The 20,180-nt window shown below is 72.2% G+C and carries 19 protein-coding genes; 7 read left to right on the top strand and 12 right to left on the bottom strand.

From position 1 onward, the window contains the following. Window positions 1–20: 20 nt before the first annotated feature. The 7 genes from ACRX5S_RS23225 to ACRX5S_RS23195 all read right to left on the bottom strand — a co-directional run bounded on the left by ACRX5S_RS23225 (window position 21) and on the right by ACRX5S_RS23195 (window position 7,313). On the bottom strand, window positions 21–1,442 hold the full coding sequence (locus ACRX5S_RS23225; RefSeq protein WP_436774984.1) for an STM4012 family radical SAM protein: 1,422 nt from the start codon (window positions 1,440–1,442) through the stop codon (window positions 21–23). Window positions 1,443–1,576: 134 nt separating this feature from the next. After that, a complete protein-coding gene (locus ACRX5S_RS23220) occupies window positions 1,577–2,716 on the bottom strand; it encodes a hypothetical protein (protein ID WP_436774983.1) in 1,140 nt (379 codons plus the stop codon). Next, entirely contained in the window at window positions 2,713–3,228 is a 516-nt protein-coding gene (locus ACRX5S_RS23215; protein WP_436774982.1) for a SigE family RNA polymerase sigma factor, read from the bottom strand. Before ACRX5S_RS23215 ends, ACRX5S_RS23220 begins: the two co-directional genes overlap by 4 nt. Window positions 3,229–3,444: 216 nt before the next feature. Continuing rightward, window positions 3,445–4,566, bottom strand: a complete 1,122-nt coding sequence (locus ACRX5S_RS23210; protein WP_436774981.1) for a hypothetical protein — start codon at window positions 4,564–4,566, stop codon at window positions 3,445–3,447. Further along, entirely contained in the window at window positions 4,563–5,078 is a 516-nt protein-coding gene (locus ACRX5S_RS23205) for a SigE family RNA polymerase sigma factor (protein WP_436774980.1), read from the bottom strand. The genes ACRX5S_RS23210 and ACRX5S_RS23205 overlap by 4 nt, the downstream gene beginning before the upstream one ends. Before the next feature lie 124 nt (window positions 5,079–5,202). Further along, window positions 5,203–6,012, bottom strand: coding sequence for an STM4013/SEN3800 family hydrolase (locus ACRX5S_RS23200; protein ID WP_436775192.1), 810 nt, complete (start codon window positions 6,010–6,012; stop codon window positions 5,203–5,205). Window positions 6,013–6,149: 137 nt separating this feature from the next. Then, complete coding sequence (locus ACRX5S_RS23195; protein ID WP_436774979.1) at window positions 6,150–7,313, bottom strand: STM4014 family protein; 1,164 nt, start codon at window positions 7,311–7,313, stop codon at window positions 6,150–6,152. A 385-nt stretch (window positions 7,314–7,698) separates the two neighbouring features. On the opposite strand from ACRX5S_RS23195, the gene ACRX5S_RS23190 reads away from it, so the two are divergent. Further along, the gene (locus ACRX5S_RS23190; RefSeq protein WP_436774978.1) at window positions 7,699–8,553 is read left to right on the top strand and encodes an SAM-dependent methyltransferase; all 855 of its coding nucleotides are present in this window, start codon (window positions 7,699–7,701) and stop codon (window positions 8,551–8,553) included. Window positions 8,554–8,642: 89 nt separating this feature from the next. Here ACRX5S_RS23190 and ACRX5S_RS23185 read toward each other — a convergent pair whose 3' ends face one another. Both ACRX5S_RS23185 and ACRX5S_RS23180 read right to left on the bottom strand, forming a co-directional pair. After that, entirely contained in the window at window positions 8,643–9,671 is a 1,029-nt protein-coding gene (locus ACRX5S_RS23185) for an STM4015 family protein (RefSeq protein ID WP_436774977.1), read from the bottom strand. Between the two features lie 55 nt (window positions 9,672–9,726). Continuing rightward, window positions 9,727–10,707 (bottom strand): STM4015 family protein, encoded by a 981-nt coding sequence (locus ACRX5S_RS23180; protein WP_436774976.1) that lies wholly within the window; start codon window positions 10,705–10,707, stop codon window positions 9,727–9,729. A 683-nt stretch (window positions 10,708–11,390) separates the two neighbouring features. Between ACRX5S_RS23180 and ACRX5S_RS23175 the strand changes: the two genes are divergently transcribed. The 6 genes from ACRX5S_RS23175 (at window position 11,391) to ACRX5S_RS23150 (ending at window position 18,210) form a co-directional block, all read left to right on the top strand. Continuing rightward, window positions 11,391–12,218 carry an NUDIX hydrolase gene (locus tag ACRX5S_RS23175; protein WP_436774975.1) on the top strand — a complete coding sequence of 276 codons (828 nt, stop codon included), beginning with the start codon at window positions 11,391–11,393 and terminating at the stop codon, window positions 12,216–12,218. Further along, window positions 12,215–13,363, top strand: coding sequence for a molecular chaperone DnaJ (locus ACRX5S_RS23170; RefSeq protein ID WP_436774974.1), 1,149 nt, complete (start codon window positions 12,215–12,217; stop codon window positions 13,361–13,363). Before ACRX5S_RS23175 ends, ACRX5S_RS23170 begins: the two co-directional genes overlap by 4 nt. Window positions 13,364–13,513: 150 nt before the next feature. Continuing rightward, window positions 13,514–14,512, top strand: coding sequence for a hypothetical protein (locus tag ACRX5S_RS23165; RefSeq protein ID WP_436774973.1), 999 nt, complete (start codon window positions 13,514–13,516; stop codon window positions 14,510–14,512). Window positions 14,513–14,574: 62 nt separating this feature from the next. Continuing rightward, on the top strand, window positions 14,575–16,011 hold the full coding sequence (locus ACRX5S_RS23160; RefSeq protein ID WP_436774972.1) for an adenylosuccinate synthetase: 1,437 nt from the start codon (window positions 14,575–14,577) through the stop codon (window positions 16,009–16,011). 399 nt (window positions 16,012–16,410) lie between these two features. After that, window positions 16,411–17,190 (top strand): electron transfer flavoprotein subunit beta/FixA family protein, encoded by a 780-nt coding sequence (locus ACRX5S_RS23155; RefSeq protein WP_436774971.1) that lies wholly within the window; start codon window positions 16,411–16,413, stop codon window positions 17,188–17,190. Between the two features lie 60 nt (window positions 17,191–17,250). Beyond that, window positions 17,251–18,210, top strand: coding sequence for an electron transfer flavoprotein subunit alpha/FixB family protein (locus tag ACRX5S_RS23150; protein ID WP_436774970.1), 960 nt, complete (start codon window positions 17,251–17,253; stop codon window positions 18,208–18,210). Between the two features lie 368 nt (window positions 18,211–18,578). On the opposite strand, the gene ACRX5S_RS23145 is transcribed toward ACRX5S_RS23150, so the two are convergent. The 3 genes from ACRX5S_RS23145 to ACRX5S_RS23135 all read right to left on the bottom strand — a co-directional run bounded on the left by ACRX5S_RS23145 (window position 18,579) and on the right by ACRX5S_RS23135 (window position 20,122). After that, a complete protein-coding gene (locus tag ACRX5S_RS23145) occupies window positions 18,579–19,256 on the bottom strand; it encodes a helix-turn-helix domain-containing protein (RefSeq protein WP_436774969.1) in 678 nt (225 codons plus the stop codon). Between the two features lie 45 nt (window positions 19,257–19,301). Then, window positions 19,302–19,682 (bottom strand): type II toxin-antitoxin system RelE/ParE family toxin, encoded by a 381-nt coding sequence (locus ACRX5S_RS23140; RefSeq protein WP_436774968.1) that lies wholly within the window; start codon window positions 19,680–19,682, stop codon window positions 19,302–19,304. An 83-nt stretch (window positions 19,683–19,765) separates the two neighbouring features. Then, window positions 19,766–20,122: a hypothetical protein gene (locus ACRX5S_RS23135; RefSeq protein WP_436774967.1), complete on the bottom strand. Its 357-nt coding sequence runs from the start codon at window positions 20,120–20,122 to the stop codon at window positions 19,766–19,768. Between the last annotated feature and the right edge of the window lie 58 nt (window positions 20,123–20,180).

Here is a 20,180-nt window from a genome sequence, read left to right as displayed (position 1 = left end):
GAAGGGCAGCGCGACGGGGTTCACCGTGCGCGGTGCCCGTCCATGAGGGCCGCAGTGCGAGGGGAGAAGAGGCGCGGGCCGATCGCATCCGACCAGGCCAGGCCCTCCGCGGTCAGGCGGATGCGGTCGGAGGTCTCGGTGAGGAGTCCCGCGTCGGCGAGCCAGGCCAGTTCGTCGGCGAAATCGGCGGCGGGGTCGCTGCCGAAGCGTGCGCGGTAGTCGGCGGCGTCCAGGCCCTCTGCTTGGAGGAGCGAGGTCAGGAGGTGGCGGCGCCGCTGCTCCGCCGGATCGAGGCGGTAGCCGAAGTACGCGCGGGAGAAGGCGTCCTGATCGAGCGTCACGTACTCGTCGATGATGCCGCGCACCTCGCTGACGCCCACCGCGTAATCGAAGGAGTAGTGCAGGTCGGCGGTGTACGACCGTGCCCCGCAGCCCAGGCCGACCATGCCGTCGCGCTGGCAGCAGTAGCCGGTGTCGACGCCGATATCGGCGTCGGGGGCGGTGCCCGAGTCCGTGCCGGTTTCGTGCGGTGCGTCCGGGCGGCGGCGGAACATGCGCATCGAGACCTGCTCGTACCCGGCAGCCAGCAGGCGGTCGCGCCCGCTGCGGTACAGCGCCAGGCGGTCGGCGTCCCAGTCCGCCGGGCTGACGGCGCGTCGGCCGAGGCCGGTGAGCGGGCGCACGTACAGCGGGTACAGGTACATCTCCTCAGGGCGCCAGGCGAGGGCGGCGTCGATGGACGCGGCCCAACTCGCCTGCGTCTGGCCGTCGATGCCGTAGATCAGGTCGATGTTGAGGCCGGGGACGGCCGCGTCCCGGATCGCCGCGAGCGCGGTTTCCACCTCGGCGCGGCGTTGCGGGCGTCCCGCCGCACGCGCCTCCGTGTCGTCGAACGACTGCACGCCGATGCTGACGCGGGTCGTGCCGTGCGCGGCCAGGACGGCGAGGCGGTCGGGCGTCGCGGTGGCGGGCGACGTCTCGACGGACAGCGGGATCGCCGCGAGATCGGCCCCCATGAGGTCCGTGGCGATAGTGAACAGCCGTTCCAGTTCCGCGGGTTCGAGGTACGTGGGCGTCCCGCCGCCGATCGCCCCGACGGCGAACCGGGCGCCGGGAAGAGCCTCGCGTACGGCCCGCGCCTGCCGCTCCAGCGCGTCGAGGTAGCGCGCCACCAACTCCTGCGGCGCGCCGGTCCGCGTGAAGAGGTTGCAGAACCCGCACCGCATCTCGCAGAAGGGGATGTGCAGGTAGAGGAACAGCGCGGAGAGGTCCTGTCCGTGCCACACGTCGCGCAGCGCGGGCCTGGGGGAGAGCGGCCGGTACGCGGTCTTGTGCGGGTACGAGTACACGTACCCGGCGTACGGCGACCCCAGCCCGGCAGGCCCCTCCGAAGACGGCACGCTCAGGGGATCGGTGGTGCTGGGCGACCCCAGGGGCGGCATGGACGGGACCTCCGGCGGCGAAGGGTGGCAGCGAGGGCGACACGTGCGGACGCGGACGGCCCGACCCTACGCGGAGGGCCCGACAGCCCCCGCGCGGGGTCGGGCCTCTGCCCGTCCCCTGCCTGCCCGTGTCCTCAGCGCTGCAACGGCGCCCAGGTGGCCGGGTTCGTGCAGTCCCGGAAATCGATGGACGCGATGAACGCCTCGACGGCCGCCCGGGGGATCTGCGCCTTGTCCTTCACCCAGATGTTCCCCACGCACGTGTCGGTGGCGATCAGCGTGCCGGACTGGTTCGGCCCGAACGACACCACGGACTTCGCCGGATCCTCCTGGTACCAGATGTTCGCCTCGCCGACGCGCACGGGCGGGACGTCCGTCGGCACCGCATGGTTCATCTCCGGGCGCGGCTGCATGATCAGGGTGAACCCCTCGACACCGGCGGCGTCCTCGGCCAGGATCACGTGCTCGTTGGTCCGGTGCGAAGGAGTCCCTCCGCTCACGAACGTGAGCGCGGTCGTGCTGCCGAGACGGGCGATCTCCAGGCGCACCCCTCCCGGCACGTCGGAGAACGCCACCGGCGCGGTCGCCGGACGCGGCGCGACCCGCACCGCCTGCACCAGACGCATGGCCTGGTCGCGGTAGCCCTGGTCGAACTGCGTCAGAACCAGCCCGTACCCGGACGGGTCCTGCCACGCCACCCGCGTGTCGTACTGCGTGCTGAGCCCGTCCCCGGCGGGGTCGTCCGGCTTGTCCTCGATGTCGCCCTCGGGAATCGCGGGGACCTTGAACGGGAACCGGTCGACGTAGTACCCCGGCTGTCCCTGCACGGTCACCGGCTCGCCGACCGCATACGGCGCGAAGTCGAAGGTCCCCGGCGCGAACACCGAGATGAACGCCGAGCCATACGAGGGGTCGACGGCCTCCGGCCGGACGTTGAGCTGCTGCGTCGTGCCGATGAACCCCTCGCCGAGCACCACGAATCCGTGCCCCGGTTCCACCGTGGCGGCGAGCACGACCGGACTCGGCGCGGGTGGCGCGGTCGGGGCGGCCGGCAGGTGCCGGGTCGGCTTGCCGCCGTCGTCCACGACCAGCGGTACGGCCACCGCCGCGGCGACGACCGCCACCGCCACGGCCGCCGCCTGGAACGCGTTCCGCTTCCGGCGCGCCGGGGCCGCGGCCACGACCGAGGGCACCATGCCGAGCATTTCGGGGGAGTTCTCGGCGGCCTCCGCGGCGAGCATCCGGCGGAGATCGTCGGTGTCGTACGTGTTCACGAGCCGCCTCCGCTCTGTGCCGCCAGTTTCGGCCTCGGTGCCATCTCGACCCGGAGCGCGGCCAACGCCCGGGCGGCGTACGCGCGTACGGTCGACTCCCGACAGCCGAGGATCTCCGCTATCTGCGCGTCGGACAGGTCCTCGTAGTAGCGCAGCACGACGACCGCCCGCTGGCGCCGCGGCAGGGTCCCGAGCCGCTGCATCATCGCGGCGCGTTCCGCGTATTCACCCTCCGGCGACGCGGTTTTCGCCCCGAGCTCCGCGATCCCGTCGTACGGGACGGCCACCGTCGCCACGACCTTGCGGCGGCGCAGCGACAGGAACTCGTTGGTGAGCATGGCCCGCAGGTACGCGTCGGGGTGCTCCGCCCGCGACACCCTCCGCCACTTGACCAGCGACCGGATGAGCACTTCCTGCGTCAGATCCCGGGCGAGCTCGCGGTCCCCACACAGCATGTACGCGTAGCGCAGCAACGCCGGAGTGCGCACCGCCGCGAACTCCTCGAACTCCATGCCGCCGTCCCCCCTCTGACCGGACACTGCACGGTGCCTCGTAGAAGGGGATGCGCCGAGCGTGCCGATTTGCTGCGCCGGCGCGCAGATTCCTTCGAAATCGGAATCGGGAGCCCGGAACCCCGAACCCCGAACCCGGAGCCCAGCGCCGGGAACCCGGGAACCCGGAGCCGGGAACCCGGATCTCACGCCCTGCCGCGCGAGACCCCCGTCGGCTCAGCGTTGCAGAGCCGACCAACTGGCGGGGTCGGTGCAATCCCCGAAATCGATGCCGGCGACGAAGGCCTCGATGGCGGCCTTGGAGATCTCCTGCGTGTTCTTCACCCGGATGCTGCCCACGCACTTGTCCGTGGCCATCAGCATGCCGGACTGGTTCGGCCCGAACGAAACGATCGACTTCTCCGGGTCCTCGGTGTACCACGTGTCGGCTTCACCGAGCCGGACCGGCGCGACGTCTTGCGGGATCGCGTGCTCCAAACCGGCACGCGGCTGCATGATCATAACGAAGCCCGTTGCGGCGTCGTTCTCGACGCTCAGGATGTCGGCGCCCGGGCCCATGACGGGAGCCTCCCCGGTGACGTACGTGAGTGCCACGAGACCTCCTTGGCTTCGGGACGCCTCCACGCGCGCCTGAGCGGGCGGGTCGGGAATGGCCATGGGGACGCGCGCTTCCCGCGGCGCGTCCAGGCGTACGGCTTCGGCGCCCCGCAGCATCCCCTCACGAGTCGCCGGTGAAAGGCCCCGGTAGACCAACCACCGGCCGTCGGGGCTCTGCCAGGCGAGTCTCGACTCGACCGTCGTCTCGGGGCCGGCGGGAGTGCCTTGCGGGGCCAATCGTCCGTCCGTATGGAACGACCCGGTGACAAGGCGTCCGGGCAGACCGTTCACCGTCACCGGCTCGCCACTCTTGTACGGCTCGGGATCGAACGTGCCCGGCGCGTACACCATCACCAGGCCGCCCAGATCCGTGAGATCGTTTCCGCGAATCTCCATCAACTGGGTCGTACCGACGAACCCGTCCTCAAGGAGTCCGTAGCGCGTCCCCGGGGCCAGCGCGGCGGGCAGCATCACCGGGCCCGCGGGCGTCGACGGTTGCGCCGTGGGGGTCGGGGCGGACGGCTCGTTCCGGGTGGGCGTGCCCCCTCCGCCCAGGACCAGCGGGACGGTGACCGCCGCGGCGATCACCGCCATGGCCGCCCCTGCGGCCTGAAGGTTCCTGCGCTTGCGCCGCACCGGCGCCGCGGCCATGACCGAGGCCAGCAAGCCCAGCTCCGTCGGTGCGTCCTCCGCCCGTTCGGCCAGCGTCTGCCGCAGGTGGTCGAGGTCTTGCCTGGTCATCGGCCTTCTCCGTCTCCGGTTGCGAGCAGGGTTGTCCTGGTCATGTCGATCCGGAGCGTGGCCAGCGCCCGGGTCGCGTACGCGCGGACGGTCGAGGCACCGCAGCCCAGGACGTCCGCTATCTCGGCATCGGAGAGGTCCTCGTAGTAGCGCAGTACCAGCACTGCGCGTTGGCGGCGGGGGAGTGTGCCGAGGCGCTGCCACAGATCCCCGCGCTCCGCGAACCCGTTGTCGGGCGACACGGCCGGCGCCGCCGGGCCGTCGAGCGCGTCGTGCGTGAGGGCCACCGTGGCGACCGCCTTCCGGCGGCGCAACGACAGGAACTCGTTGGTGAGCATGGTGCGCACGTAGGCGTCCGGGCGGTCGAGGCGCTCGATCCGGCGCCACTTGACCAGCGCCCGGATCAGCACCTCCTGCGTCATGTCGCGTGCGAGTTCCCGGTCGCCGCACAGCATGAAGGCGTACCGCAGCAGCGACGGCATGCGGGCGGTGGCGAAGTCCTCGAAGCGCATCCGAGCCTCTCTTGTTGTCGGCTCTGGGGAGCCTGCACAACTTGAAACGCGGTCGGACGGCGATGTGCTGTGCGTGGGAGGAGAAGAATCCGGCGGGGGCAGAGGGGTAGGCGGCGGTGCGGCCTCACCACTCGCCGGGGTTGAGGGTGAAATGAGCGTACGGCACCGTCCAGACCACCTCGTGGCCCAGGCGGTGGCCGGTGTAACCGCCTTCGCCGTAGGCGGTGCCGTGGTCGGAGGTGACGATGGTGAAGCACGGGCGGCGGCTGCTCATCGCGCGGAAGAGGCGGCCGATGTGGCGGTCGACGTATTCGAGGGCGGCGGAGTGGGTGGCGCGGGTGTCGCCGTCGGCGGCGGTGGCGCCGGGGGTGTGGAACCAGTTGGGCTGGTGCAACGCGGCGACGTTGACCAGCAGGAACAGGCGCTGGTCGGTGTCCAGCGCGCCGACCACCCGCTCGGCGCGGGCGACTTGGGCCTCGAAGGAGATCGGGGACGTGACGCCCAGCTCCGGGTCCCAGTGGCTCTCCGCGAACATGCCCGGCAGCACCGAGCCGAGGGCGCCCTGCTTGTTGAAGAACCCGACGCCTCCGATGCACGCCGTGTGGTAGCCGGCGCGGGCGAGGCCCGCGGGCAGGTCGGACTCCTCGAAGACCCACGTGTTCGGCGCGGTCGACTCGCTGCCGCCGAAGCGGGCCGCGAACAGCCGCGGGTGCGGGCCCGGGCCGAGGGGCGTGGGGAGGAACCCGGCGAGGAAGGCGGTGTGCGCGGCGTACGTGAAGCTGCCGGGGGTGTGCCGGGCCTCCCAGCGGCCGTCGGGGAGCACGCGTGCGAGGTTCGGCAGGCGTCCGGCGGCGGCGAGTTCGGCGGCGACGTCGTACCGGAGGGTGTCGAGCGTGACCATGAGCAGGTCGTGGTGGCCGACGACCTCGTTCATGTCGGGGTCCGCGGCGGAACCGGGCCGCGCCGCGGGGCCGACGGGCGCAGGTCGGGGCGGCGAGCCGGGGCCGGGGGCCGGGCCGGAGCCGGGGCCTTCCGCGTCGTCGTTGCCGTGGTTCGGCGGGAAGGGGGTCGTCATGTCGGGCACGGAAGTCGGTCCTCGTCTGGTGCAGCCTGTCCCGCCGGACGTTGCGGTCCGCGCGGGCGCCATCCATCCACCAGGGCGTGGACCTGTTCCCCCCACGTGTCCCGTCCCCGGTGCAGCACGCCCGGCAGCAGGTCTCCGAACGCGTTGACCTCGCCGACGGCGTGGCGGCGCCGGTCGACCGCGAAGAGGAGATCGACGCCGACGTGCAGCGTACGGGGAAAACACCCGGCCGCGCGGACACACGTCGTCATTGCCTCCTGCCAGGCGCTTTCCCCGACGGCCGCGCGCACCGCCGCGAGGTCGGCGCGCGCGTTCCCGAGGTGGAGGTTGGTCATCGGGGTACGGCTGCCGCGCGCCACGACGTGGGTCGCCCGCCCCGCCACGACCAGCACCCGCAGGTCCACCGCCAGGCCGTCGAGGGTGAGCTTCGGCAGCCACGCCTCCACGTGCACGCCGTCCGCGCACAGGGTGTCGATCAGGTCCGCGACCTCGTCCTCGCCGCGGTACTTGCGGACCCGCAGCGAGTTGTACAGCTCGACGCCCGAGGCGCCGCGCACGAGTTCGGCGGACGTCGTGGCCTGCACCCGTCCGCTCGCCGCCGTCTCCAGCGCGACGACGCCGGATGCCGACGAACCGTGCGGCGGCTTCACGAAGACGCGGGGGCGGCGGGCGGCGCGCATCAGGCCGCGGAGTTCGGCGTACGAGCGCACCGGCACGCCGCGCCCCTCCGGGCCGAGGCCAGGTGGTACGGGGACGCCCGCGTCGCGGAGCACCGCGTGGGCGCGGGCCTTGTCGAACATGACGGCGACGTCACCGGGGTCGTTGGCGAGCCACGCGCCGGGGGAGGCGGCGACGGCGGCGTGCACCCGGTCCAACGCGCCCAGGAAGGCCGCGTGCCGTGTTGCGCCGCCCTCGACCCGCTGCGGGTCGGCGGGTCCGCCGAGGAGGGCGTGCACGGCAGGATCCTCGCCGGGCGAGTCGAGGCGCACCGGCCCCGCGGGGAAGGCGAGTTCGGCGCCGCGCAGGACGTCCGCCCAGGCGACGAGGTGCGGCCGCGGCAACCCGGCGGCGGCCGCGGCGGCCTCGAAACCGGCGACGCGCCGGTGCCCGGGGTTGCCCACGACGGTGACCGTCCCGTTCAATCGCTCCACCCCCCGCGCCTGTCCGCTCCGCCTCGGCGACTCCCGGCAGCCCTCTCCGGTGCGCCCGTCGCGGACCATCCTGCTGCACGGCACCGACGTCCGGTCCACGCCCCGGTGAACAGCGGCGGCGTCCCTCGCGCTCCACGTCTTCGTCCTCGCGTTTTCCGTACCGTCGGCAGCTCCGCGGTCCGCCTCGGCCTCCCTACTCACTGCGGGCAACTGGCCTGCCGTGCCCGCGTTCTGACGCACCGCCAGCGACCGAACACGGCGCGACACCAACGCGACGGGTGCCGCGGCCGGCCGACTCTTCAGTAGCATGACCTGCGAGTTGTCCACCGCAACGCGCGTGCGTGGCGTCGGTCCGAGTGCGCGGCTTTTGAAACGGGGGTAGACCGTGGCAAGTTCCGCATTCGACCGCACTCCTGAGCAGAACGCGCTCATCGAGGGCTGGACTCCGCCCGGCGTCGACGTCTCCCGGGCCCACTCGGCCCGGATGTACGACTTCTATCTGGGTGGCAAGACCAACTTCCCGCCCGACCGCGCGGCCGCCGAGCAGGCGCTTGCCGCGTTCCCGTACGTGCGGGTCACCGCGCAGGAGAACCGCGCGTTCCTGCTGCGGCTGGTGCGCCACCTCGCGGGCCTGGGGATCACGCAGTTCCTCGACATAGGCACCGGCATTCCGATCGAGGGCCGCAACACGCACGACGCGGCGCAGGCGGTCGCCCCCGAGTCGCGCGTCGTGTACGTCGACAACGACCCGATCGTGCTCGCCCACGCGCGGGCGCTGCTGTCCGGCAGTCCGACCGGTGCCACCGCCTACATCGACGCGGACGGGCGCGATCCCGAGTCGATTCTCGGCCACCCCACGTTCGCCTCGACGCTCGACCTGGACCGGCCGGTCGCGGTGTTGATGATGGCCGTCCTGCACTTCGTGCCGGACGAGGACAAGCCCGCCGAGATCCTGAGGCGGCTGACCGACCGCCTGCCGTCCGGGAGTTACCTCGGCCTGTCGCACGCGACCCCCGACTACGACCCGGTGGGCTGGGCGGCGATCGAGGAGGCGTACCACAAGTCCGGGATCGCCGGTCAGACGCGGTCGCGGGCCGCGTTCACCGCCCTCGTGCCGGACGGCTGGGAGATCACGGAACCGGGCGTCGTGGACGTGTCGGACTGGAAGCCCGACCCGGGCGCGGCCCCGCAGGACCCGGTGCAGGTGTCCTGCTACGGGCTGCTCGCACACAAGGCCTGACCGAACATCCGTGCCGGCGCGGCCGCATGGCTGTCGCGGGGCCTCGCCGGCACGGGTCGTTCAGGGGTCGTCCGTGGCCTCGTCCCAGCTCACTCCGACACTTCGATGTACCGCCCGTCGCCCCAGTTCCGCGGGTCGCCGGTGGGCGAGACATTGGACGTGACACCGGCCGCGCGCAGGGCGGCGCGGAGCCGTTCCGTCATCGCGTCGCTGACGAAGTGGTGACGGATCCTCAGCTCCCGGAGGTGGCCCAGCGGTTGGCCGGTCAGCAGGGCCTCCGCGCCGCGGTCGCCGAGCATCCCCATCGACAGGTCGAGCGATTCGAGGCGGGCGGTCACCGGTGCGCCCGCCAGGGCTTCGGCGATCTCGTCCTGGAACTCGCTGTTCATCAGCCCGAGATGGCGAAGTGCCGGTACGCGCGCCCCCGTCAGCAGGTCGGCGAGGTCGTCCACGCTCGCGTCGCCCCCGTATTCGGCGGCCCCGAGCCATAGTTCGAGCTCTTCGAGGGCGGGCAGGTCGCTGAGCCCGACCGCCCGTACGATGCGCGCCGCGAGACCGCCGCTCTCGATTCGCAGGCGGCGCAGGTGCTCGTGCCGCATCGGCGTGAACGCGGGGGACTCCGCCGGGGCGTTCTCGACGCCGCGGACGCCCAGTTCGGTCATCAGCGGGTACGCCTCCAGCAGCGGCGTGACCGGGCCGAGGGTCATCCACGAGATCTCGGACTCCTCCTGCACGACGTCGCCGACGAACAGGTGGCGCAGCGCGGGGAACCGGTGCGCGTCGCGGGCCAGGCGGCCCACGAGGGGGTTCTCTTCGGACATGTCCTCGTCCCACGCGCCGACGATCAGCGCGGTGACCTTCGAGGTGTCGACGGTGTCGAGGAAGTACTCGTAGATCTCGGTGAGTTCGGGGTCGTCGTCCCACACGCGGCTGCGCAGGCGCCAGGCGACCGCATCGGGTGCGTACTCGCCGGGGGAGATGCCGTACGGCGGAGTCGTCCGCCGGTACCGCTCCGGCGGCTGCGTCCCGGGGACCGCGCTGGACTCGGACGAGGAGGAGTGGCGCAGGTCGGCGACCGGGAGGCCGCCGAAGTGTTCGAGGTAGTTGTGGATGCCCATGCGTGGTGTTCCTGCCGATCGATCAGCCGTGGGGGTGAGGCGGTCCGGGCGTCCGCTACTCGGCGACCTCCGTGTACCGCCATTCCTGGCCGTCGCCCCACTCCTCGGCCTCCTCGGGGTCGTCGAGGTTGAGGGCGACCCCCTGGAGCGCGTCGCGCAGGCGGCGCTGCATCGCCTCGCCGATGAAGTGGTGCCGCAGGTTGAGGCGCGCGAGGTGGGTGAGCGGCTGGCCGGTCAGCAGGGCCTCGGCGCCCTCGTCGCCGAGCGTGCCCATGGACAGGTCGAGGGCGGTCAGCCGGGAGACGATGGGCGCGGAGCCGATGGCCGCGGCGATCTCGTCCTGGATCTCGCTGTTCATCAGGCCGAGTTCGGTGAGCGCCGGGAGGCCGTCGCCGCGCAGGATGCCGGCCAGGTCGGCGACGGTCGTGTCGCCGCCGTAGTTCTCCACACCGAGCCACAGTTCGAGGCTTTGCAGGGCCGGGAAAGCGCCCGCGCCGAGCGCCCGGGGGATCCCGCCCGGCAGGCCGCCGGACTGGAATTCGAGCGTGCGCAGGGCAGGGTGGCCGACCGGGTCGAGGACGAGCCCGTCGCCGCCCTTGACGACCAGGGTCCGCAACGTCGGGAATGTGGTCAGGAGCGGGGTGATGTCGCTCTGCTGGATCCAGGAGATCTCGTTCTCCTCGGACGAGATGTCGCCGAGGTGGAGGTGGCGCAGCTTCGGGAGGCGGTCGGCGTGCTCGCACAGCAGGCGGATCGCGTTGGCGGAGCTCTCCCCGTACTCGCCCCAGGTGCCGATGACTATGGCGGAGACGTCCTCGGTCCGGACGGTCTCCACGAAGCGCGCGAAGTGCGCGTCGTAGCTCTCGCTCGGCTGGTAGCCCGGTACGCGCAGCGCCCATGCGGCGTCGGCGGCGGCCGGCGGCGGCGCTTGCGGCCGGCGGGCCCGGGCGTTGTCGGCGCGTGTTGCCTTCGGGTGCGAGACCTCGGGGAGGTGGGCGACGGGCAACCCGGCGAAGTGCGACTCGTACCAGGCCATGGGTGGGGCGACTCCTTCGGGAACGGGCGGACCGCGGCCCCGAACCGCCGGCGCAGCCACCCGGCCCGGAACGCGTGCGGGTCCTGCCTACCAGACCGCCCCGACGCCCCGGCACCGGGGCGACGCCCGAATCGGCGCGGACGAACCGGCGGACAGCACCCCGGTCGTTCGCCGCACTGTTCGCTGGCCCGTGCCCCGGCCGGCGTCGGCGTCCACGCTGTCGCGACCGCGCCACCCGACCGGCGGCCACCGGGCCACTCGGCCACCCCGCCACCCTGCCGTGCGGCCACTCGGCTACCGGGCCACTCGGCCACCGGGCCGCACGGCCACCCGGCCACCCGACCAACCCGGCCACCCGGCCACCGGGCCCGCGTGGTCACCTGGCCGCCCACCGCCTCTTCACCGCCGCCCAGCCACCAACTGCCCCTCCACCGCCACCCAGCCGTCCAACCACCTGCCGCCCCGCTGCGCCGCGCCCCCCACCGAGCACGCCCGACCGGCCTCGCGGCATGCCCGACCGGCCGTCGTCCCCGACTCCCGGCCGCCTCCGTCCGAGGGGGCGCACAGCCGAGCGCTCCCGGGTGAGGGAAAACCCTGTCGCAGTTGTCCGTTCCGCCGTGTAGGTTCTTCTCGACACCAGAAATTCTCAGTTAGAGAACAACTGAACGGGCGGGAAACGGGACATGACGACGGTCGGACAGCCGGACAGCGACAGCGAGCGCGCATGGCTGGCCGCGTACGACCCGAGGGCGTTCGCGCCGATCGCCGTGACGGTCGACGTCGTGGCCCTGACCATCCGTCAGCGGGCCGACGGCGGTGGCAAGGCGCTGCACGTGCTCACCATCCGGCGCGGCGCCATGCCGTTCGCCGGGTGCCGGGCGCTGCCGGGCGGATTCGTCCGGGCCGCCGAGGACGAGGACCTCGACGCGGCCGCGGTACGCGAACTCGCCGAGGAGACCGGCCTCGCCGCGCACGGGGGTGGGACGGGCGGGCCGCTCGGCGCCCTGCCCCGCCTGCACCTGGAGCAGTTGGGCACGTACGGGGCGCCGCGGCGCGATCCGCGCATGCGCGTCGTGTCCGTGGCCTACCTGGCCTTCGCCCCCGACCTGCCGGACGCGACCGCGGGCGGTGACGCCGCCGCGGCGGCCTGGCTGCCGGTCGACACGCTCGATCCGGCCGAACTGGCCTTCGACCACGCCCGCATCCTGGCCGACGGCCTTGAGCGCGCCCGGGCGAAGCTCGAATACACCTCGCTCGCCACGGCGTTCGCCGGACCCGAGTTCACGATCACCGAACTGCGCGAGGTGTACGAGGCGGTGTGGGGAGAACCCCTGCACGCCGGCAACTTCCACCGCAAGGTGCTGTCCGTTCCCGGACTCGTCGAGGACACGGACACCACCACCGCCCGCGGCGGCGCCCGCGGCGGCCGACGCGCCCGGCTCTACCGAGCCGGCGGCGCGCGTCTGCTGCACCCGGCGCTGCTGCGTCCGTCACGGGAGGAAAACCAGTGACAGGCACGCCCGGCACCACAACTCCCGCGATCCCCACGACCCTTGAGGAGGCTCTCGACCTGGTCGGCGGGGCGGACGCCCCCGAGGACCTGTTCGGGCCGTACGACGGCACCCCGGAGGCGTGCCTGCGCTCGGGAGGGCGCATGTACCGCGCGCTGGCCCGGCTGCTGCACCCCGACACGGTGCCCGAGGGCCGGAAGGCCGCCGCCCAGGCGGTGTTCACCCGGCTCTCCGAGCTGTGGCTGCGCTACCAGCAGACCATCACCGGGGTGACGGGCCGTCAGGTGGTGATCACCACGAGGAAGCGCGCGTACTCCGTGGGCGGCGAGCGCGCCCGGGGCGACATCGCCGCGCTCTACAAGGTGACGTACGCCGACGCCGACGGGGCCGAGGTCCGGGCGCTGCTGAAGATGCCGCGCGCGGTCTCGGACAACGACCTGATGGAGCGTGAGGCGACCGCGCTGGCCCGCATCGCGCGCGAGGGCGACCGCAAATACGCCGCCTACGTACCGGAGTTGATCGAGGCGTTTCGGCACCGCGACGCGGCGTCGGGAAGCGAGCGGCGTGCCAACGTGATCGAGCGGGTGCGCGGGTTCGTGTCGCTCACCGAGGTGCGCGAGGCGTACCCGGACGGCCTCGACGCGCGCGACGTGGCATGGATGTGGCGGCGGCTCCTGGTCGCGCTCGGCTACGCACACCGCGCCGGGGTCGTGCACGGCGCGGTGCTGCCCGACCACGTCCTGATCCACCCCCAGAAGCACGGACTCGTGCTGGTCGACTGGTGCTACGCGACGCTTCTGGAGCGCGGTCCCGACGACCGCTACGGCGCCGCGACCGAGCACGTGCCCGCGATGCTCGACCGCCACGCGGAGATGTATCCGCCCGAGGTGCCCGGCAAGCAGCCGCCGGACCAGTCGACGGACATCTACATGGCGACGCACTGCATGACGTTCCTCCTCAACGCGGAGGCACCCAAGCCGCTGCTGCGCTTCGCTCGGGGCTGCACGCTCCCGGCGGCGGCGCGGCGGCCGCACGACGCCTGGCAGTTGCTGAGCGAACTCGACGAGCTGCTGGGCCGGTTGTACGGCCCGCGCCGGTTCCGGCCGTTCGCGATGCCGGGACGCCGCGGCGGCAAGAGCACCTGACGCCGCGCCGGTTGCGTTTCGCGCGACCGCCCGCCCCGGGGCGGATCCGCGTGCCGCAGGCCCGTTGTTCCGCGTCTGTCACCCGCGCGCCTCCCCGCGTGCGGGCCCGAAAACTCGTGATCTCACCACCCATTCCCCCGGAGGGACACCATGGGAAGCGGAAGCTGGTCCACCAACGTCTACGACGCGGCCCAGAGTTACAACGCCAGTGCCGGGCGCAGCGCGTTCGACTACAGCGACCGCGCGCACCGCAGCGTGCCGCGCTCGGAGTGGAAGGCGCACGACGACCTGAACCCGTACGGCGTCGGCGTGCGCGAGAGCCGGGACAGCGACGAGCACCCCACCTCGCTCGCCATCTCCGTGCTCTTCGACGTCACCGGCTCCATGCGGTCGGTCCCCGTCACCCTCCAGACCAAGCTGCCCGAGCTCTTCGGCCTGCTGCTGCGCAAGGGGTACGTCGACCACCCGCAGATCCTGTTCGGCGCCATCGGCGACGCGACCTGCGACCGAGTGCCTTTGCAGGTGGGGCAGTTCGAGTCGGACAACCGGATGGACGACCAGCTCGGCAACATCCTGCTGGAAGGCGGCGGTGGCGGCCAGAAGACCGAATCGTACGAGCTGGCCATGTACTTCCTGGCCCGGCACACCGAAATGGACTGCCTCGACAAGCGGGGCAAGAAGGGCTACCTGTTCATCATCGGCGACGAGATGCCGTACCGGCGCGTCAAGCGCCGCGAGGTCGAGGCCGTCATCGGCGACAAGCTGCGCGAGGACATCTCCGTCGAGGCGATGGTGGCCGAATTGCAGCGCAAGTTCGAGGTCTACTACATCCTGCCGCAGGGTTCGTCGTATGTCGGCGACACCGAAGTCCTGGGGACCTGGCGGGACTTGCTGCGGCAGAACGTCATCGAACTGGACGACCTCGACGCCGTCTGCGAGACCATCGCGCTGACCATCGGTCTCGCCGAGGACGCCATCGACCTCGACGAGGGCCTCGGCCACCTGAAGGACGTCGGGGCGGACGACGGCCAGGTCGGCTCGGTGTCCCGCGCGCTGGCCTCGTACGCCGAAGGCCGCGGCGGCGCCCTCGCGGTCACCAACACCCTCCCCGGTCTGGACGACGGGGCCGAGGGGACCACGCGGCTGTAAGGCGCGGTGGGCAACACAGTTCGTCCGTCCCCCGTTCACCCGTACCGAGTTGGAAGGCCCGCATGACGCCCACGCCGACGACCGGGGGGAGTTCGTCCGCGGGGGCACACGCTGCCCCGGAGCCGTCGGGGCTCCGGGGCAGCGGCCCGGGCGCGCCGCGGGGTGCGGAATCCGGCCATGTCATCGTCGTCGACCTCGGCTTCGGGGACGCCGGCAAGGGCACCGTCGTCGACCACCTCTGCGCGCGTGCGCACACGACCCGCAACCCCGTCCGGGCCGTCGTCCGGTTCAACGGCGGGGCGCAGGCGGCGCACAACGTGGTGACCGACGACGGGCGGCACCACACCTTCGCCCAGTTCGGCTCCGGCTCCTTCACGCCCGGTGTGGAGACCTTCCTCTCCCGGTTCATGCTCCTCGACCCCCTCGCGCTGGCCGCCGAGGCCGACCACCTCGCGGCGGTCGGCGTACCGCGGCCGCTCGAACGGCTGACGGTCGACCGCGAGGCCCTGCTCATCACGCCCTTCCACGCCGCCGCCAACCGCGCCCGCGAGACAGCCCGGGGCGCGGCCCGGCACGGCTCCTGCGGCATGGGGGTCGGGGAGACCGCCGCGTTCGCGCTCGCGCACCCGGAACTCGCCCCGCGCGCGGGCGACACACGCGATCCGGGACGCCTGCGCCGCCGCCTCACCGCCGTGCGCGACGCCCTGGCGGCGGACCTCGGAGCGATGTGGCCGGCCACAGACATTCCGTCGGTGGACGACTGCCTGACGGCGTTCCTCGCCTTCGGAAGGGCGGTCCGGCTCGTGGACCGCCCCCACCTCGCCGGGTTGCTGCGCGCCGGGCCGGTGGTGTTCGAGGGCGCCCAGGGGGTGCTGCTCGACGAGTGGCACGGGTTCCACCCCTATACGACGTGGTCCACGACGACGTTCGCCAACGCCGAGGAACTGATCGCCGAGGCGACAGGGGATCGGGCCCGGTCGGCGACGCGGCTGGGGGTCGTCCGCGCGTACACGCCCCGCCACGGCCCCGGTCCGCTCGTCACCGAGGACGCCGCGCTCACCGCCGCCCTCCCCGACCTGCACAACGGCACCGGCAGGTGGCAGGGCGCCTTCCGCGTCGGGCACTTCGACGCGGTCGCGCACCGGTACGCCGCCGAGGTCTGCGGCGGGGTCGACGCGGTGGCGCTGACACACGCCGACGCGGCCGCGCGGGTGCCGCTCGGGATCTGCCGGGCGTACCGCATCGACGGCCGGCGGGTGGCCGCGCTGCCGGTGGGCCGAACGCGTGACCTCGACCGCCAGGCGGCCCTCACCGCCCGCCTGATGCGCGCCGTCCCCGACATCCCCGAGGGGATGGGTCCGACATTTCCGACCATGCCCCCCGACGCGTGGCCGGCGGCCGTCGAAGGTGTTCTCGGCGCCCCGGTGACGTTGCTCTCCTCGGGCCCGAGGACCGGTGACAAGGCCGAAGCAACGGTGTTACTGTCCAGTAACAAGTAAGTCGGCGAATCGTCGGGTGCTCGTCAGGGTGCCGGGAGGAATCCGTACCAACCGCCCAAGAGCCGGGGCGGTGGTCAGGTTCCCTTCCGGGGGCGCGTACTCTCGACTAGAAGTTGACGGACCGTCACATGATGACCGTGCCGGATCGTTTCACGCGCCCGCGCGCGTGAAAGGCTCAGGGGACGGACATCGCATGGATCGAAGGGGCCGGAGCCGTCATGCCTCGCGAGGAGGGCGTACATGCGCACACCTGCGGTGATGCAATGATGCCGGAGTGATCGAACACCCCGGCGGCAAGCATCGCGAGCAGTCGCGGGTGGGGCCATAGCGGCGTCTTCGGACGGGCATGACACCCTCGGACCGGCACCTGGGTGACCGGACGACCACAGGAGAACTGTTGTGAAAATCGTTGTCTGCGTGAAGTACGTGCCCGACGCCACCGCGGACCGCGGGTTCAACGAGGACGGCACCACCGACCGCGAGTCGGTCGACTCCCTCCTCTCCGAACTCGACGAGTATGCGGTCGAACAGGCCCTCCAGATCGTCGAGTCGGGCGTCGAGGCGGAGATCACCTACCTCACGGTCGGACCGGACGACGCGAAGGAAGCCCTCCGCAAGGCCCTCGCGATGGGCGGCGACAAGGCGATCCACGTCAACGACGACGACATCCAGGGCACCGACGCGCTGGGCACCTCGCTGATCCTCGCGAAGGCGATCGAGGAGGCCGGCTACGACCTGGTGCTGTGCGGCATGGCGTCCACCGACGCGACCATGGGCGTCGTCCCGGCCATGCTGGCCGAGCGCCTGGGCGTCCCGCAGGTCACCTTCCTGGACGAGGTCAAGGTCGAGGGCGGCGTGGTCAAGGGCCGCCGCGAGGGCGACGCCGCGACCGAGCAGGTCGAGGCGAGCCTGCCGGCCGTCATCTCGGTGACCGACCGCACCGGCGAGGCCCGCTTCCCGTCCTTCAAGGGCATCATGGCGGCCAAGAAGAAGCCGCTGGACGAGAAGGACCTCGACGACCTGGGCATCGACTCCGACGCCGTGGGCCTGTCCGCCGCGTGGTCGACCGTCGACGCCGCCACCGCGCGCCCGCCGCGCAGCAAGGGCGAGGTCGTCACGGACGAGGGTGAGGGCGGCGTGCAGCTGGCCGCGTTCCTCGCCGCGAAGAAGTTCATCTGAGTCGGGCAGCACCGGACCTATTTCTGATCATCCGGGCTACACCGGACAAGGAGAGATTCAGTGGGTGAGATCCTCGTTCTCGTCGACCACGTCGACGGAGCCGTACGCAAGCCGACCCTGGAGCTGCTGACCCTGGCCCGCCGCATCGGCGAGCCCTCGGCCGTCTTCCTGGGCAAGGGCGCCGACGCCGCGACCGAGACCCTGGGCCGCTTCGGCGCCCAGAAGGTGTACGTCGTGGACGCCGCCGAGGTCGACGACTACCTCGTCGTCCCGAAGGCCGACGCCCTCGCGCAGATCGCGCGGACCGTGAGCCCGGACGCCATCCTCGTGCCGTCGTCCAACGACGGCCGCGAGATCGGCGCACGCGTCGCGGTGCGCCTGGAGTCCGGCATCATCACCGACGCGGTCGACGTCGTCGCGGGCGAGAACGGCCCGGAGACCGAGCAGTCGGTCTTCGCCGCGACCTACCAGGTCCGCGCGCACGTCACCAAGGGCACGCCGGTCATCACCGTCAAGCCGAACGCCGCCACGCCGGAGGAGTCCCCGGCCACCCCGGCCGTCGAGTCGGTGACGGTGGAGTTCTCCCGCGCCGCGACCGGCACCAAGATCGTCTCGCGCTCGCCGCGCGAGAAGTCGGACCGCCCCGAGCTGACCGAGGCCGACATCGTCGTCTCCGGCGGCCGCGGCGTGAACGGCGCCGAGAACTTCGTCGTCGTCGAGCGCGTCGCGGACGCCCTCGGCGCCGCGGTGGGCGCGTCCCGCGCCGCGGTCGACGCCGGCTGGTACCCGCACAGCCACCAGGTCGGCCAGACCGGCACCCAGGTCTCCCCGCAGCTCTACATCGCGGCCGGCATCTCCGGCGCGATCCAGCACCGCGCGGGCATGCAGACCTCGAAGACCATCGTCGCGATCAACAAGGACGAGGACGCCCCGATCTTCGACCTCGTCGACTACGGCGTCGTCGGCGACCTCTTCAAGGTCCTCCCGCAGCTCGAAGAGGAAATCAACAAGCGCAAGTAACACGACGCGCACACCCGTCCCGGCCTCCGGCCTCCCTACGCGGGAGCCCGGAGGCCGGACGCGTTCCACCGCCGCATCTCCCTCCGGAGAACCGGAGGCCGCCGCACGTCCGGCCGCACCCGACCGCCTCGAAAACCGAGGCGCTGAACACGTCGTCAGGTCCCCGCACCAGGGTCCCGCAGGCCACCCGACTCCCGCTCCGGAGGCGACGATCCCGACGTACGCGCTGATCAATTGGGACGAGGGCGAGTCCTCACCACCTGCACCGACTTCGAAGGCCTTTCACCGCCCCCGCCCCCACCCCGGTCGACACGCGCCATCCTGCTCGGCTGCACGCGCGCCGACGGGACGAACGCGCGTCGCGGGTACTACTCCCCGCGTGCCGGATCCCTGCCGAACGTCCTCAGGCAGACGCGTTGTTCGACGCGGCGGCGGACTTTGCGCCCGGTGCCGCACAGGACGTGGCGGCGCCGAACCCGAACGCCGCTTGCGGGGGTGGAGGCGTCCCACGAGGGCCCTTCGTGGCGCAGCTGTGCCCAGTCGCCGGACAACGCTGCCGGGACGCGTACGCCGGTCGCCGGGAGGTGCAGCAGCACGCGGGTCTGCTCCGGGGACAACCCGGCGTCCAGCAGCGCTCGGGCGGCGGCCAGTTGCACCGCGCGATGCGCGGCGTCCGATGCCGCGGGCTCGAAGGCCACCACAGGATTGTCGCCGCGCAGCTCGATGTGGAAGTGGCCGCCCAGCGCGTGCCCGAGCTTGAGTAGAGTCGGCGCGGTGACCGGCCGGCCCCCGTCCTCCAGGCGCCGCACGACCCGTTCGTTCATCCCGGCGCGCCGTGCGAGCTCCGCCTTCGACCATGCGAGCTGAACGCGCCGGTCGTACACGGCCTGGGCCATCGCGTCGCCGAGCGCGGCCTCCGCGTACGCCTGGTCGAACTCCGCGACATCCCCCGCCGTCATTGCCGCGGCATGGCTCGTGTCGGGCGCCGCCTCCGCCTCCGCCTGCGCCTTCGCGCTCCTGCGCCGCATCGCCTCACGGGCGTCCATCGGTGCTCTCCCTCGTCCGTCAGTGTCGGCCCGTCACTCCGGTGCCTAAGGGCCGCCCAACTCAAGCGGGTACCCACCGAAGATCGTCTCCACCGGGTGGGAGCCGTCGTGGTCGTTCCGGCAGGTCCTCATCGCCTGTCGTGCCTGGAGCACGTGTGTGTGCTCGTTCTGGCGCTGCTTGTGGAACACCGTCAGGAGCACCGCGGTCGAGTCAGCGCGTATCCAGTAGCTGATGCGCACCGACTTGTCGGCTATGTCGAAGCGCAGCTCGAACAAACCGTCCTGGAGAGACCGCGAACGGGGCATTCCCATGGCCCGGCCTTCGTTGGCCAGGCGCTGTACGAACTTCTTGGCAATGGCCAGGTCGCGGTACGGCAGACGCTCCAGCCAGGTCCGGACCTCGGGCTCCATCTCGATTGCGAGCACAGGCAAAGGCTAGCGGACAATATTGTCCGCCCTGGGGCGTTGCGGCGCCAGGGCGAATCGGTGTGAATTTTCGCCGTCAGGCGTTATGCGGGGGTGTACCGCTTGATCAGGGCGAAGGGGAGGCGGCCTAGGGCTGTGAGGAGGGTGCCGTAGGTGGCGAGGACGGCCAGGGAGGTGGCGGTGAGGTGTTGGCCTTCTGTGCCGTCGGTGAGCATGCCGATGAGGGGGAAGAGGGGGGCGACGCTGAGGAGGGCGGTGCCGGTGCACCAGAAGGCGACGCTCTGGTTGGCGCGGTGGGCCAGGTGCGGGGTGCGGGCCACGTGGTCGGGGACCGGGTAGCCGCGCTCGCTGTCGCAGACCAGGCCGCGATAGCCGGTGGCCGCGGCGATGAGGGTGAGGATCGCGAGCGCGGCGAAGCAGATCGTGGCGGGGAGGATCAAGGCGCTGCCCTTCCGGCTCGCGGGCGGAGGTCCGACGCCCGGCGGCGGGCGGGACTCG

It is taken from the genome of Yinghuangia sp. YIM S09857, from assembly GCF_051388915.1.
GTDB lineage: Bacteria > Actinomycetota > Actinomycetes > Streptomycetales > Streptomycetaceae > Yinghuangia.
This window is presented reverse-complemented; position numbering and strand designations above follow the sequence as displayed.

Excerpts from the sequence above, each read along its gene's own strand:
- ACRX5S_RS23185 (WP_436774977.1), bottom strand. The coding sequence starts at position 9,671 with ATGGGCATCCACAACTACCTCGAACACTTCGGCGGCCTCCCGGTCGCC.
- ACRX5S_RS23205 (WP_436774980.1), bottom strand. The coding sequence starts at position 5,078 with ATGCGCTTCGAGGACTTCGCCACCGCCCGCATGCCGTCGCTGCTGCGG.
- ACRX5S_RS23225 (WP_436774984.1), bottom strand. The coding sequence starts at position 1,442 with ATGCCGCCCCTGGGGTCGCCCAGCACCACCGATCCCCTGAGCGTGCCG.
- ACRX5S_RS23145 (WP_436774969.1), bottom strand. The coding sequence starts at position 19,256 with ATGGACGCCCGTGAGGCGATGCGGCGCAGGAGCGCGAAGGCGCAGGCG.
- ACRX5S_RS23210 (WP_436774981.1), bottom strand. The coding sequence starts at position 4,566 with ATGACCAGGCAAGACCTCGACCACCTGCGGCAGACGCTGGCCGAACGG.
- ACRX5S_RS23165 (WP_436774973.1), top strand. The coding sequence starts at position 13,514 with ATGGGAAGCGGAAGCTGGTCCACCAACGTCTACGACGCGGCCCAGAGT.
- ACRX5S_RS23180 (WP_436774976.1), bottom strand. The coding sequence starts at position 10,707 with ATGGCCTGGTACGAGTCGCACTTCGCCGGGTTGCCCGTCGCCCACCTC.
- ACRX5S_RS23200 (WP_436775192.1), bottom strand. The coding sequence starts at position 6,012 with ATGAACGAGGTCGTCGGCCACCACGACCTGCTCATGGTCACGCTCGAC.
- ACRX5S_RS23175 (WP_436774975.1), top strand. The coding sequence starts at position 11,391 with ATGACGACGGTCGGACAGCCGGACAGCGACAGCGAGCGCGCATGGCTG.
- ACRX5S_RS23215 (WP_436774982.1), bottom strand. The coding sequence starts at position 3,228 with ATGGAGTTCGAGGAGTTCGCGGCGGTGCGCACTCCGGCGTTGCTGCGC.
- ACRX5S_RS23160 (WP_436774972.1), top strand. The coding sequence starts at position 14,575 with ATGACGCCCACGCCGACGACCGGGGGGAGTTCGTCCGCGGGGGCACAC.